A 14,626-nucleotide genomic window follows, 5' to 3' on the forward strand; every position below is an offset into this window, starting at 1 on the left:
TTATGGAAGAACAAGAACCAAAAGACGACGCACTACAGTTCAATTCCCGTGTGGATCTCACCCGATTACAGGAAGCTGTCTCCAACATAAAGTCCGAACTGGGCAAAGTGATCATTGGGCAGCAGGATATGATAGAACTGCTCATTATTTCCATTTTGGCCAATGGGCATTCCCTCATCGAAGGGGTTCCCGGGGTGGCGAAGACCGTCACGGCCAAGTTGCTGGCCAAGACCATGAGCGTGGATTTCAGTCGAATCCAATTTACCCCAGACCTGATGCCGAGCGATATTTTGGGAACTTCCATCTTCAACATCAAAACTTCTGAATTTGAGTTCAAAAAGGGACCTTTGTTCTCGAACATCATCCTCATCGATGAGATCAACCGGGCCCCTGCCAAGACCCAAGCCGCCCTTTTTGAGGCCATGGCCGAGAGACAAATCACGATGGACGGTGTGGAATATGCCATGGAACCCCCATTTTTGGTGTTTGCCACCCAAAACCCCATTGAGCAGGAAGGCACCTATCGATTGCCGGAGGCCCAATTGGACCGTTTCCTGTTCAAGATCAATGTGAGCTACCCCTCATTGGAAGAGGAGATCCAGATCTTGGAGAGCAAGCATGAACAAAAAGCCAAAGTGGAGGAAGACCTCGTAACTGCCCTACTCTCTGCAAAGCAGATTGCGGAGTATCAGGATACCATCAAGGAAATTGTTGTGGAGAAAAACCTGCTCAAGTACATTGCCTCCATAGTGGACAACACCCGTAGCAATGCCAATCTGTACTTGGGTGCATCGCCCAGGGCCTCGATTGCCATCATGGATGCTTCAAAAGCGCTCGCCGCGATCAACGGTAGGGACTTTATCACTCCCGATGACATTAAAAAAGTGGCCATTCCCGTTTTGGGACACCGGATTTTGCTTACCCCAGAAAGGGAAATGGAAGGATTGACCGCCCATCAGGTGGTGAAACAAATCGTGGACGGCATCGAAATCCCAAGATAAAAAGTGAAAAGGCTCTTCAGACCCATATACCTGCAAAAACGATTTTTCATGATCCTCACGGCGCTCATCGTGGGATTTGTGATTTCGTATATGGTCCCCAACCTCTACGGGGCACTGAAGGTGCTTTTCTTTGTCCTGGTCCTATTGCTGATGGTTGACATCATCCTGCTCTTTGCTTCCAAGGGAAAGGTAGAAGGACACCGAATTTTGTCCGACAAACTCTCCAATGGGGACGAAAACCCGATCCAACTACGGTTGATGAACGGATATTTGTTCCCTGTAAAAGTCAAGGTCATCGATGAGATTCCCTTCCAGTTCCAGAAAAGGGATTTTCTGTTGGAGACCAAGCTGCCCAGTGGTGGGAAAAAAATATTCCACTATCAACTACGGCCCACCGAACGTGGGGTGTATTCCTTTGGAAGTCTTAATATTTTTTCGGTTTCACCCATAGGTTTCATGGCCAGGAAACATGCCGTGGGCCAATCCCAGGAAGTTCCCGTTTACCCCTCGTTCCTCCAACTCCAAAAATATGATCTGCTGGCCTTCACCAATCGTTTGCACGAATATGGCCTGAAGAAGATCAGGCGTATTGGACACACCATGGAATTTGAGCAGATAAAAGATTATGTGCTGGGCGACGATATCCGGAACATCAATTGGAAAGCCACGGCCAAGCGGGGACAATTGATGGTGAACCAGTATCAGGATGAAAAATCTCAGCCCGTATATTCAGTGATCGATAAGGGACGGGTGATGAAAATGCCCTTCAATGGCCTCAGTCTCCTGGATTATGCCATCAACGCCACCTTGGTGATCAGTAACATTGCCCTGAAAAAACAGGACAAGGCAGGCATGTTCTCCTTTAGCGACAAAATCGAGAACAGGGTGGTCGCAGAGCGGCGAAGCTCCCAGATGAACCTCATCCTTGAAACACTCTATAATCTGGAGACGAATTTTATCGAAAGTGATTTCAGTCGTTTGTATGTGGATGTAAAACGAAACTTGAACCAACGGAGTCTTTTGCTGCTCTATACCAATTTTGAGACCATGGATGCGCTGCACAGACAGCTCCCCTACTTGGTGGCCATGGCCAAACAACATCTGTTGGTGGTGATTTTCTTTGAAAATACCGAACTGAATGAATTTGCCCATAAAAAAGCCGAGACAGTGCATCAAATTTTTGAGCAGACCATTGCCGAAAAGTTCATTTATGAGAAAAAACTCATCGTGAACGAACTCCGAAAACACGGCATACAGACCATCTTGACCAAACCAGAGGACCTGACCGTCAACACCATCAACAAATACCTGGAAATCAAGGCAAGGGGATTAATTTAAGTACACCTTTTAGGCCGTCCAGCAAATGTCAGGTCGATCGCGTTCGAGACCTTGATAGTGCCCAAAACACTTCTCGACTGCGGACAAAGTGACAAAAATATCATAGCCGTTTATTCAAGAACAAACTGCTGATTGGAAAGTCCCAAGGTAGTCAAGTTGGGAAGACTACCATCCAAAACCACAAATTCAGATTTGGGATAGGGAAAGGGCTTTTGCTTTTTCAGATCTAGTTGGGAATAGCGGCCACGCAGCCTTTTTTTATCGTCCTTTTTGGAAAACAAATCAATGGTGACCCCCACGGTGACGCCACCCAAGACCGTTGCGGCCAAATCGTCGTTGTCCCAACCGTTCTCGCGCTGTCCCGCATCGACCGCTTCCTTGGCCAAGCCTATGAGTGTACTTCCTGCCACCGAGCCCACAAAGGTCCAGATACGGTTGCCCTCAGAGGCCTGTTTGGCGATTCCTGCTCCGGCCAGACCAAATAGGTTGCCGCCCAAAAAATGGAGTGCTTTGTCCCGCTCCACTTGCCCATGGCAATAGGAAGCGAGCACCAAAAAAACCAGTGTGGGGATAAGTGTTCTCATTGCTCTGGGATAAATGTATGAAAAAGCGCGAAAAGCTTCAACCAAACAGTCTAATAATCACTCACTTCCAACTTGGCCTTTTGGAATTCGGCCATCAAGTCGGTTACAATTTCGGCAGCAGGCTTTACCTCATGGATCAATCCGGAAACTTGGCCAATTTCCAACTCCCCTTCTTCCATATCCCCCTCGAACATCCCCCGCTTGGCCCTGGCCCTTCCCAGTAGTGTTCTCAGATCATCCACAGATGCGCCTTTGGCATAGGCCGCCTGCACATCTTGGTAGAATTTGTTCTTGAGCAGGCGCACGGGAGCGAGCTCCTTCAAGGTCAGTTGGGTGTCCCCTTCCTGTGCCTCCACCACTCTTTTTTTGAACGACTCGTGCGAGGAAGCTTCGGGAGTGGCCACAAACCGACTACCCACCTGTACGCCATCCGCCCCGAGCACCATAGCGGCGAGCATGGCCCTTCCGGTCGCAATGCCTCCCGCAGCTATGAGCGGAACAGTGATTTTTTCCTTCACGGAGGGTATCAGGACCATAGTAGTGGTCTCGTCCCTTCCGTTATGTCCTCCCGCTTCAAAGCCTTCGGCCACAATGGCGTCCACTCCAGCCTCTTGGGCTTTTAGGGCAAACTTGACACTGCTCACCACATGCACCACGGTGACGCCTTTCTCTTTGAGAAAACCTGTCCAGGTCTTGGGATTCCCTGCGGAAGTGAACACAATCTTTACCCCCTGGGAGACGATGATCTCCATCAACTTTTCAATATCGGGGTACAGCATGGGAACGTTCACGCCAAAAGGTTTGTCGGTCGCTTTTTTGCACTTGATGATATGTTCCTCCAATACTTCCGGGTACATACTTCCCGCGCCCAATAGCCCCAATCCGCCAGCATTGGAGACCGCCGAGGCCAACCGCCATCCGCTGGCCCATACCATTCCGGCTTGGATGATGGGATACTGTATTCCGAAAAGTTGGGTGATGGGATTCAAAAACGGTATATTTATGACAATGGATTATTCAGTATTTTAGAATATCATTCAGCGTGTTCTTTATTTTTTGTAATTCCGCAGAAGAGATTACTCCTATTTTCCGCTTAAAGCGGTCTTTTGATAGCGAACGAATATGAAAGACCATTATCTCTGAAGTTTTCAACAAACCATTTTCTTGAGACGGCATCAACACAGGATTTCCCTCATAATTATGCACTGAGGTGGTTATAGGGCAGACCACCACTACATTCAAATTGTTATTGAGCGTATTTCCACTAATGATTACCGCTGGTCGATTGCCCGCTTGCTCGCTTCCCTTTACAGGGTCAAAATATACTTGCCATATATCTCCTTGCTTCATTTTTCGGCCTCTTCAATCATCTTTAGGTATTCGGCCATGCCCTCCTCTGCCATGAGCAATACATTGGGATCTTTGGATGCTTTTTTATATGATTTGACATACTTTGCCCGTTTCAATTCATCCAAAAAAATTTCCAATGCCCGTTCAATTATTTTGTTCTTGGGCTGTTTCAATTCCTTGGATGTTTCAGCAAGCCTGTCCAAAAGTTCATCGGGAAGCGAAGAAGTATATGTTGCCATTCTAATTCATATTTATATTTTGTAAATATACAATATAAATCAAAAATTACGCAATAACCCCTGAACCCACCAACTCATCCTCCACATACCAAGCCACAAACTGCCCTTCGGTGATGGCGGATTGTTTTTCTTGGAAATCCACATACAGTCCGTTCCCTACTTTGTAGAGGGTCGCTTTTTGCAATGGTTGACGGTAGCGGATACGTGACATCACTTCCATGGTTCCGTCTTCTTCCAAAGCCAAATCTGGACGTACCCAGTGGAGTTCGTCCTCTTTTACAAAAAGTGTGTTCCTGTAAAGGCCTGGATGGAACTTGCCCTGTCCGGTATAGATGATGTTCTTGTCCACATCGGTTTCAATGACGAACAAGGGTTCCTTTGTGCCCCCAACGTTCAGCCCCTTTCGTTGCCCAATGGTAAAATAATGGGCCCCTTGGTGCTCTCCCACCACTTTGCCATCTTCCATGGAAAAAATGGGTTTTTCCGCTTGGAAGGCCAATTTCTCCCTTTCGTTATGAAATTCGGGAACAGCCACCGCAAACTGTGAAGCAGTGCTGGGTACTTCCACAATAATCCCTTTTTTGGGCTTCAATTTTTGCTGTAAAAAGTCGGGCAGGTGCACTTTGCCCACAAAACAGAGTCCTTGGGAGTCTTTTTTATCAGCAGTGATCAGATTATTCTCGGCAGCAATCTTTCGAACCTCAGGTTTTAGCAATTCCCCAATCGGGAACAAAGTTTTGGACAGTTGCTCTTGGGACAATTGGCACAAAAAATAGGATTGGTCCTTATTAGGGTCTTTTCCCGCCAACAATTGGTAGGTTTCGGTACCATCTTCATGCAGGATGGTGCCTTTTCTACAATAATGGCCTGTGGCCACGTAGTCGGCACCCAATTGCAGGGCAATTTTTAAAAAGACATCAAACTTGATCTCGCGGTTGCAGAGCACATCCGGATTGGGTGTACGTCCCCTTTCGTATTCGTTGAACATATAGTCCACAATACGCTCCTTGTATTCCGCGCTCAAATCTACGGTCTGGAACGGAATGCCCAATTTTTCGGCCACGATGAGAGCATCATTGCTATCTTCCAGCCACGGACATTCCTCTGAAATGGTCACGGAATCGTCGTGCCAATTCTTCATGAAAAGGCCGATCACCTCATACCCCTGCTCTTTTAGGAGATATGCTGCTACACTGGAATCCACTCCTCCCGAAAGTCCTACAACAACCTTTTTCATTTCATTGCTATTATGGGTACAAAAATAGAAAATAACAGGCATTCATATGATATGTACCTAAGTCGTACCACACCGCTGAACATTTCAAAATGGGTGGTTTTTCTAAAATGTTAAACTTTTTACAATTTTCCTTAAACAAAATCAATTTTATTTTGTTTAACTATATCTTTAAATCATTAAACAATATATAACAGCAACAAGATTATGAAAGCATTAGAAAAACTATCCCGTTTTACCCTACTATCATTGTTCTTGATTTTCACGTCCTGTTCGGATGATGACAACGGAACCACAGACCCACCAGAAACCGATGTGACCATTGTGGCGGCTGCCCAAGCTACTCCACAATTGAGCAGTCTGGTCAGTGCACTTCAAAAAGCCGATGAAAGTGCCAACAACGACCTTGTGGCCGCATTGAACGGCGAAGGTCCTTTTACCGTTTTTGCCCCTACCAATGATGCCTTTGCAGACCTATTGGCCCAATTGGACGGTTTTGATTCGCTGGATGACTTCAATACCCAACAGTTACAAGATCTACTCGCTGTGGTACTGACCTACCACGTGGTTGCTGATGCGGCCGTGCTTTCTACCGATTTGAGCGATGGACAGACCATCACCACTCTGCAAGGTTCAACCTTGGAAGTTTCAACCCAAGGCGGGGTGTTCATCAGCGATGCCACTGCTGAAGCGGCTCAGGTAACCACTGCCGATATCGAGGTGTCCAATGGTGTTGTACACATCATTGATAAGGTATTGCTTCCACAAGCTGCACTGGACGCTCTGGCCGATGTATTATTGGTTCCCATCACCGATCTTGCCATAGGCAATGAGAACCTTGAAAATCTAGTGGCGGCCCTTGTTGCTGCCAATGGTGACCTTCCCACTGTACTGAGAGGAGATGGTCCCTTCACCGTTTTGGCCCCTACCGATGAAGCTTTTGAGACATTCTTGGATGGTGCCCAATTGGAGGACATTCCCGTGGAGGTTTTGACCAATGTACTGCTCAACCACGTTATCAGTGGTGAAGTGACATCCGAAGATCTTACGGGTTTGGGTTCTGGCTACACCAGTACACTCGCTGTTGGTGCGGGCGACCAGAACATGAGCCTTTTCTTCGACACTTCGGGTGATGTTACCTTCAATGGCGTATCCACAGTGGTAATGGCCGATGTTAAAGCATTGAACGGTATTGTACATGTGGTGGACGCCGTAATCGACCTGCCCAATATAGTGGACCATGCCGTGGCCAATCCAAATCTGACCTCTTTGGTAGCTGCTTTGACCGATGGCGGAAACACTACGTTCACCGATTTGCTTTCCAATGAAGAAGAAGATTTCACTGTATTTGCTCCATTGAACGATGCTTTTGATGCATTCACCAATCCAAATTCCAACGATTTGAATGCCATCTTGGCCAATCACGTAGTGGTAGGCGCCGCTGCATTTTCTTCAGGATTGACAAATTCATACGTGAACACTGCTGCCGAGTTTGATACGGACGAGAACCTCAGCCTCTACATCAATACGGATGATGGGGTAACCTTGAACGGTACGAGCAATGTGGTCTTGGCCGATATTGTTGCCACGAATGGTGTCATCCATGCAGTAGATGCTGTGATCGATTTACCAACGGTGGTCACCTTCGCTGTTGCTGACCCGATGTTCGATTCTTTGCAAGCGGCCTTGACCGCAGAAGGTCAACCTGATTTTGTGGCCACCCTATCCGGAGCAGGACCATTTACTGTCTTTGCCCCGACCAATGATGCTTTCCAAGCCTTATTGGACAGCAACGATATGTGGAATGGATTGGCAGATATCGATGGTGGTTTGTTGACCAGCGTGTTGCAACACCATGTGATAGCAGGCGCCAATGTAAGGTCTGGAGATTTATCTGACGGCATCATGCCCACTACTTTGGAAGGGGATGCCATCACCATCAACCTGCCCGGAACCGGTGACAACATTGCCGATGTGACCGATGGTGCAGGGAATACCGGAATAGGTATCGATGCAGTTGACGTGCAGGCCATCAATGGGGTAATCCATGTTTTGGACACTGTAATGATCCCTGATACATTAAACTAAGATTTGAGCTGTTTCTATACTGCAGCAAAGGCCTTTTGGAAACCATTTTCAAAGGGCCTTTGTCCTTAAAAATTACCGTTCATCGATGACACATCAAAAGGGGAGAATTTAACTACAAAAACCAATGGTTTGACAACTATTACTTTTTTTCCGCTTGAATATGGCGCATCTTTGAAGTCCCAAATCTTTCCAAACTAAACCGAAATATGGAAAACTCCCCCAGAATTTTTTTGGGGGAGTTTTTTTTCAAATGGGCCCAAATTAATCCTCAGGCTCCTCTTCCAACACCTCTATGATTTCATAACCATTGTCCACTTCCTTGTAAACAGCTTGGTTCAATTCGTGCATGGTGATGCCATCAAAATCGATTTCCTCCGCATCTTCCGGCAACTCCTTCACCACAGCCCCAACAGGAGGGGCCGCCACTTCGTATTCCCCCTTATCCTCCACATAGAAAACGCCATCTGCGTATTGGTAGGGAACTCCCCGGACCACAATACGCACCGCTGTTGTGGGCAGTACCCGCAGCCTTAATCCTCTAACCGGAAAAGTACGCACATACACGTTTTTATGACGGATGAAGTACATTCCCCCCACGGGATAATAGGTGACATTTCTGAACAATATGGGTCTGGTATTTGCAGGAAGACGCCGTAACGTCCTTCTCACCACACGTCGGTTATGGCGACGGACTTTTCTTCTGATGGTGCGCTGCTCCTGTGGGGTACGCCTCACTTGGGCCTCAACATAATCCGTTGTTCCCAAAGCAAGGAACGCAAATAACAATAAGGTCAATCTTAGATTTTTCATAGTGCTGAATTGATGGTTAACCCCCATTGGACATCATTTGATGCCATAGGGTTTAATCGACCATCAAAAAATTCAGCAGAAAAACTATCTTTTCCCAGATTTCTTTTGTTCCTCGGCCTGTTCCATCATCTCACGCATCTTGCGTTGGAACCTGTTCTCTTTTTTGGGCTTTTTCTTGTTTTCTTGGATCTGTGCATGGATCTTGTTCTCGTCCAAGATGTAGTTCTTTATCGCCAACATGATGAAAATGGTAATCAGGTTGGAAATGAAGTAATAGAGACTCAACCCACTGGCGTAGTTGTTGAAGAAGAACAACATCATGATGGGCGATAGGTACATGATGAACTTCATGTTGGGCATACCGGGTTGTTGCTGCATCTGCATGCTCTGTCCTGTGGTCATCATCATATAAAAGAAAATAGCCACCGATGCCAAAATCGGGAACAAGCTCACGTGGTCCCCATAAAATGGGATGGTGAACGGCAAATTGAAGATGACATCATAAGAAGACAGGTCTTCTGCCCACAAAAAGGGTTTCTGTCGCAAAGCGAAAGAGGTGGGGAAGAACATGAAAAGTGCGTAGAAAATGGGCAACTGCAACAATGCCGGCACACAACCGCTCATGGGGCTCACCCCTGCCTTGTTGTAGAGCTTCATCGTCTCCTGCTGCTTTTTCATGGCATTGTCCCTGTATTTCTCGTTGATTTCGGTAATCTCAGGCTTCAAGACCTTCATCTTGGCCTGTGAGAGGTAGGATTTATAGGTGACGGGCGACAATACCAACCGCACGATGATGGTCATCACGATAATGGCGATTCCAAAGGGAAGGAAAGAGCTCAGGAACCCATAGAAAGGGGTGAACACATATCGGTTTATCCATCCGAAAATTCCCCAACCAAACGGAATGGAATCCGCAAGGCCCAATTCCTTATAATCGTCCAACACCTTCACGTCGGTGGGTCCGTAGTACCAGTACATGTTCTGTGACAGTTCCCCGCCTTGCAGTTGCAACGGGGCCTTGGTGCTGTATTCCTTGGTGAAAAGAATATCCCTGCTCTCGTCCTCGACCAGATTCTTGGAACTCAGTTGTGCCGTTTCGAAATGGTTGTCCGTGGCCAAAATGGAACTGAAAAAGTGCTGTCGGTACGAAAGCCATTTTACGTCCTCCTCGGTTTCTTCGTCCAGATCACTGCTCTCCGACAATTTGCTGATGTTTCCATCATCATGGTTATAGGTCAATCGGGTATAGCGGTTTTCATATTGGACACTCTTATTATGACGGATGCCCTTCATGTCCCATTCAAGGGTAATCGGTCTGCCACTGTTGATGACACCGTTCAGGCCCTGTGATCGGACCGTGAAGTCCACAAGATACTCATCGGGTTTCATTTCGTAGCGATATTCCAAAAATTGGTTATCGGCCACTTTGGCCTTCATGGAAAGCACCTGGTTGTCCCCATTTTTGGTAAGCGTGGGTTCAAAGTAAAGGTCGGCGGTACTGAGCACCCTATTGTCCGATGTGGAAAAGTTCAGGGTAAAATTGGCGTTGCCCTCCTTCACCAAATACACGGGAACTGAATCAAAAGTAACAAAGTTCTTCATTTTGGCTTCCACAATCTGTCCACCTTTATTGGACACTTCCAAATAGAGCACCTCGTTCTCCAACTTGGTGGTCCCTTCGGATGCCTGTGTAAAGCCAAATGCCCCTACAGCACTTTTGTAGTTGGCCACAGCAGTGGAATCGGCAAGATCAACGGTCTTTGCCTGTTTGATGGGGGCCGGATCATTTTTCGCTTCCTCTGCCGCTTTGGCAGCTGCTTCCACACGCGCCTGCTCCGCTTTTTGGGCCTCCAACTCTTCTGGGGTGGGCTGATTTTGGTAAAACATAAAAATGAGTATCCCAAAAATCAGTACAAATCCAATAATGGACTTGACATCCAGCTTCTTCTCTTCCATGAAAATTATTTAGTAGAACTGTATTATCGCTATTTCAGGTGGCAAATATATGTCCAAAACCCCAGTTTATGCCAAACTGGCATTTTTTTGTTTCTGCTTCTGGGCCAGTACGGCCTTTACAAACCCAACGAAAAGGGGATGCGGACTGGCCACGGTACTCTTGTACTCCGGATGGTACTGCACTCCGATGAACCAAGGGTGCGAAGGGATCTCCACCACTTCAACGAGCCCTGTTTTTGGGTTGAGCCCAGAGGCCATCAGGCCAGCTTCCTCCATTTGCTGTTTGTACGCGTTATTGAACTCAAATCGATGTCTGTGGCGTTCGGCAATTTCCTTACTTCCATATACCTTTTCGACCAAACTGCCCTCTTTCAAGTAACAGTCCCACGCACCCAAACGCATGGTCCCTCCCATATCGGTAATGGATTTCTGTTCTTCCATCAAACTGATGACGGGATACGGGGTATCTTTGTCCATTTCCGTGGAATTGGCCTTGTCCATCCCAAGCACGTTGCGTGCAAACTCGATCACGGCCATTTGCATGCCCAGACAGATGCCCAGGAACGGCACATTGTTCTCGCGGGCGTATCGCACGGCCATTACTTTTCCTTCGATACCACGTTCCCCAAAACCGGGTGCGACCAAGATTCCGTCCAGCCCCAGCAGTTTCTTGTCAATGTTCTTGTCGGATAGGTGTTCCGAATGGATGGAACGTACCTCGACCTTCACTTCGTTGGCAGCCCCGGCATGGATAAAGGCCTCCAATATGGATTTATAGGAATCCTGAAGCTCCACATATTTTCCGATCAGACCTATGGTCACTTTATTTTTTGGGTTCTTGTGCCGTTGCAAAAATTCCTTCCACTGGTCCAGATTGGGTTCCGTGTTGTTGGGAAGGGCCAATTTTTCAAGCGTCACGGCATCCAGGCCTTCTTCCTGCATCATCAAGGGTACATCATAAATGGTGGATGCATCAATGGATTGGATCACGGCCTCTTTTTTCACATTGCAGAACAGGGCCAATTTTTCCTTGATGTCCTCGGAAATTTCGTGCTCTGTTCGGCAGACCAAAATATCGGCCTTTATCCCGCTCTCCATCAACGTTTTCACGGAGTGCTGCGTGGGCTTGGTCTTCAGCTCGCCCGCGGCCGACAAAAAGGGCACCAAAGTAAGGTGCACCACAATTCCGTTGTGCTCGCCCAGTTCCCAGAGCAATTGTCGCACAGCTTCAATATAAGGTAAGGATTCAATATCGCCCACGGTACCCCCAATTTCGGTGATGATGATGTCATAATCACCACTCTTACCCAAAATCTGGATACGCTCCTTGATCTCATTGGTGATGTGGGGCACCACTTGGACCGTTTTGCCCAAAAATTCGCCCCTACGTTCCTTTTCAATGACACTTTGGTAGATCCTTCCCGTGGTCACATTGTTCGCCTGGGAAGTACGGACGTTCAAGAAACGCTCATAATGCCCAAGGTCGAGGTCGGTCTCCGCCCCGTCATCGGTCACATAACATTCGCCATGCTCATAGGGGTTCAGCGTTCCCGGATCAACATTGATGTAGGGATCTAATTTCTGTATGGTGGTCCGGTATCCCCTGGCCTGTAGGAGTTTGGCCAAGGATGCGGCGATGATTCCTTTACCCAAGGATGAGGTAACGCCTCCCGTAACGAAAATGTACTTGGTCTGTGACATATTGCAACTTCTATTACGGGGCGTAAAGGTACGAATTGCAGCGCAGAAATCAGGTGGATTCCTTGGGAAATTCTTTTTGGAGCTTTCTGATGATGGGTTCCAGGTTGTTGTCCTTGATGGTGAGCATGGTCTGCAGGAAGTTACCCAACTTCCCTTCGGGAAAGCCTTTTTGGCTGAACCACACCAGATAAGGCAAGGGCAGGTCCACCAGATAACGCCCCTTGTACTTGCCGTAGGGCATCTTATAATGCGCCAGTTCCAAAAGCTGTTTTGTATCGGGCCGTATTTCCATTTGTAGGGCTAATGTACTATCTTTCGCTGAACAATCATTACCAATAATGAAACGTAGAAATTTTATTGCCACCACCGCCATGGGCACCGCCGGACTGGCCTCGACCTCAGCCATGGCACAAAGCCAAGGGAACCAAAAAGACTTCAAACTGAAGCACAACATCAACCACAGCGTATGCGAATGGTGTTTTAACGATATTCCCTTTGAAGAGTTTTTACAGACGCTGAACGAACTGGGTGTAAAGGCCATTGATTTGATAGGTCCAGATAGATGGCACATCTTGAAGAAATATGACATCCACTGTTCCATGTGCAATGGCGCGGAAATCAGCCTTGCCGAAGGTTGGAACAACCCGAAATACCACGAACAACTCATTAAAAACTATACGGAAATGATCCCGAAAGTGGCCGAGGCGGGCTATACCAACCTCATCTGCTTTAGCGGCAACCGCAATGGCATGAACGATTATGTGGGACTACAAAATTGTGTGGACGGGCTTTCGCAGATCATTCCCTTGGCCGAAAAACACGGGGTGGTGATCCAGATGGAACTTTTCAACCAGGTGAACCACCCCGACTATATGTGCGATAGCAGCCTTTGGGGCGTGGAACTCTGCAAGCATTTGGGCAGCGACAACTTTAAATTGTTGTTTGACATTTACCACATGCAGATCCAAGAAGGGGACATTATCCGCAGCATACAGAACTACCACCCCTATTTTGGGCACTACCACACCGCCGGGGTTCCTGGTCGCCACGAGATTGATGAAACCCAAGAGCTGTACTACCCCGCCATCATCAAAGCAATACATGCAACAGGATTTAAAGGGTATGTGGCCCAAGAGTTCATCGTGACTTGGGAAGACAAAATCGATGCGCTAAAGGATGCTTTTTTGAGGTGTGATGTGTAATGCATCAATCCATGTCTCTTTTTAGGCACCCCGAGTGGATTCGAACCACTGTGAAAGCTTTTGCAGAGCTTAACCTAGCCTCTCGGTCACGGGGTGATAAGATGATAAAATCAATGTGATGCCAATAGCTTCAATAATAGATAGGTCATGCCAAAGGCAAAGGCCGGGGCAACTGCCCAGACGATGAAAAAACGCCTTACCGTTGAGTTGGACAATGTTTCCTTAATTCCATTCTTGGTAATGGCAAGGGCTATAAATGCAGTACCGTTCAATTGTACCAATGAGGTCGGTATACCTTTGGTAATGGAAACAGACAGCAACAGACTCGCTACCAAAAGTGAAATTACACTTGCATAAAATGGATTGACGGAGACAATTTCCTTGCCATTGTTACGGGTCACTTTGTGGCCGAACAATGAACTTCCAATGCCAAAACATGGTGCAACCAAAAGCATGGAATAAAATATTATCCCGGTAAGATCAGAATTGCCTGTCTGGTTGACCATAAGGGAAGCTATAGGAGCCGCGGCATTCGCCACATTATTTGCACCGATTGAAAAGGCAACATATAATGAGGAGACCACCAATAAAATTTTCAGTCCACGATGCTCTTTTAAATGGTCATAATTGTCTGTGAAAAATCTGTTCTTCAAAAGGGGGAATACCCATTTTGATAATGCCAATATGATAAAGAACGATATCAATGGCAGAATGAACCAAGCAGGCAAGATCTCAAGGAAAAGTTTTTGTGTGTTCAGCCCGTTCAATGCCATAGCTGCGCCTGCAATGGACATCACGGTTGACTGGCTGGTAGATTGGGGCACTCCCAGTAAATTGGCAGCAAACAAGGACAATCCGATGCAGAGTAATATTATGGAGGTTACAAAGGGAGAGAACAGTGTTTGGTCCAAAAGTCCTTTGCCTAAAGTGAGCGACACTTCCTTGCCGGCCAACAGGGCTCCCGCAAGCACCATAATGCCAAAAAGTGCCGGAATGATGGTCTTTTTGATCACACCCGCTCCATAAGCGGCAGAAAATGCAGGGGCCGTTCCACTCCCTCCCATATTTACTGCCAGAAACATTGACAGTAAAAGGGGAATTGACATGAGCTCCCAAAATGAAT

At 47.1% G+C, this 14,626-nt stretch carries 14 protein-coding genes; 4 read left to right on the top strand and 10 right to left on the bottom strand.

What is annotated here, in order from left to right; genetic code table 11:
• Positions 1-2 precede the first annotated feature (2 nt).
• Positions 3-1,001: an AAA family ATPase gene (locus SD450_RS11735; RefSeq protein ID WP_108425422.1), complete on the top strand. Its 999-nt coding sequence runs from the start codon at positions 3-5 to the stop codon at positions 999-1,001.
• A 48-nt stretch (positions 1,002-1,049) separates the two neighbouring features.
• Positions 1,050-2,339, top strand: a complete 1,290-nt coding sequence (locus SD450_RS11740; protein ID WP_318344637.1) for a DUF58 domain-containing protein — start codon at positions 1,050-1,052, stop codon at positions 2,337-2,339.
• A 110-nt stretch (positions 2,340-2,449) separates the two neighbouring features.
• On the opposite strand, the gene SD450_RS11745 is transcribed toward SD450_RS11740, so the two are convergent.
• From SD450_RS11745 to mnmA, 5 genes are read right to left on the bottom strand one after another with little or no spacing between them, the layout of a single operon-like run.
• Positions 2,450-2,923 carry a hypothetical protein gene (locus SD450_RS11745; protein ID WP_318344638.1) on the bottom strand — a complete coding sequence of 158 codons (474 nt, stop codon included), beginning with the start codon at positions 2,921-2,923 and terminating at the stop codon, positions 2,450-2,452.
• A 50-nt stretch (positions 2,924-2,973) separates the two neighbouring features.
• Complete coding sequence (locus SD450_RS11750; protein ID WP_318344639.1) at positions 2,974-3,912, bottom strand: NAD(P)H-dependent flavin oxidoreductase; 939 nt, start codon at positions 3,910-3,912, stop codon at positions 2,974-2,976.
• 28 nt (positions 3,913-3,940) lie between these two features.
• On the bottom strand, positions 3,941-4,273 hold the full coding sequence (locus SD450_RS11755) for a type II toxin-antitoxin system PemK/MazF family toxin (RefSeq protein ID WP_318344640.1): 333 nt from the start codon (positions 4,271-4,273) through the stop codon (positions 3,941-3,943).
• Positions 4,270-4,512 (bottom strand): CopG family transcriptional regulator, encoded by a 243-nt coding sequence (locus SD450_RS11760; RefSeq protein WP_318344641.1) that lies wholly within the window; start codon positions 4,510-4,512, stop codon positions 4,270-4,272. The genes SD450_RS11755 and SD450_RS11760 overlap by 4 nt, the downstream gene beginning before the upstream one ends.
• A gap of 46 nt (positions 4,513-4,558) precedes the next feature.
• A complete protein-coding gene (mnmA, locus tag SD450_RS11765; protein WP_318344642.1) occupies positions 4,559-5,749 on the bottom strand; it encodes a tRNA 2-thiouridine(34) synthase MnmA in 1,191 nt (396 codons plus the stop codon).
• 204 nt (positions 5,750-5,953) lie between these two features.
• On the opposite strand from mnmA, the gene SD450_RS11770 reads away from it, so the two are divergent.
• Positions 5,954-7,834, top strand: a complete 1,881-nt coding sequence (locus SD450_RS11770) for a fasciclin domain-containing protein (RefSeq protein WP_318344643.1) — start codon at positions 5,954-5,956, stop codon at positions 7,832-7,834.
• A gap of 261 nt (positions 7,835-8,095) precedes the next feature.
• Here SD450_RS11770 and SD450_RS11775 read toward each other — a convergent pair whose 3' ends face one another.
• From SD450_RS11775 to SD450_RS11790, 4 genes are all read right to left on the bottom strand, one after another.
• Positions 8,096-8,644, bottom strand: a complete 549-nt coding sequence (locus tag SD450_RS11775) for a DUF6515 family protein (protein ID WP_318344644.1) — start codon at positions 8,642-8,644, stop codon at positions 8,096-8,098.
• A gap of 84 nt (positions 8,645-8,728) precedes the next feature.
• Positions 8,729-10,600 carry a membrane protein insertase YidC gene (yidC, locus tag SD450_RS11780; protein WP_318344645.1) on the bottom strand — a complete coding sequence of 624 codons (1,872 nt, stop codon included), beginning with the start codon at positions 10,598-10,600 and terminating at the stop codon, positions 8,729-8,731.
• 66 nt (positions 10,601-10,666) lie between these two features.
• Positions 10,667-12,301: a CTP synthase gene (locus SD450_RS11785; protein ID WP_318344646.1), complete on the bottom strand. Its 1,635-nt coding sequence runs from the start codon at positions 12,299-12,301 to the stop codon at positions 10,667-10,669.
• A gap of 49 nt (positions 12,302-12,350) precedes the next feature.
• Complete coding sequence (locus SD450_RS11790) at positions 12,351-12,593, bottom strand: DUF3820 family protein (protein ID WP_318344647.1); 243 nt, start codon at positions 12,591-12,593, stop codon at positions 12,351-12,353.
• A gap of 46 nt (positions 12,594-12,639) precedes the next feature.
• Here SD450_RS11790 and SD450_RS11795 point away from each other — a divergent pair, with 46 nt between their 5' ends.
• On the top strand, positions 12,640-13,503 hold the full coding sequence (locus SD450_RS11795; RefSeq protein ID WP_318344648.1) for a hydroxypyruvate isomerase family protein: 864 nt from the start codon (positions 12,640-12,642) through the stop codon (positions 13,501-13,503).
• Between the two features lie 110 nt (positions 13,504-13,613).
• Here the strand turns inward: SD450_RS11795 and SD450_RS11800 are convergent, their stop codons facing one another.
• Positions 13,614-14,585, bottom strand: a complete 972-nt coding sequence (locus SD450_RS11800; RefSeq protein WP_318344649.1) for an inorganic phosphate transporter — start codon at positions 14,583-14,585, stop codon at positions 13,614-13,616.
• Positions 14,586-14,626: the final 41 nt, after the last annotated feature.

The organism is Flagellimonas baculiformis (assembly GCF_033441575.1).
Taxonomy (GTDB): Bacteria; Bacteroidota; Bacteroidia; order Flavobacteriales; family Flavobacteriaceae; genus Flagellimonas; species Flagellimonas baculiformis.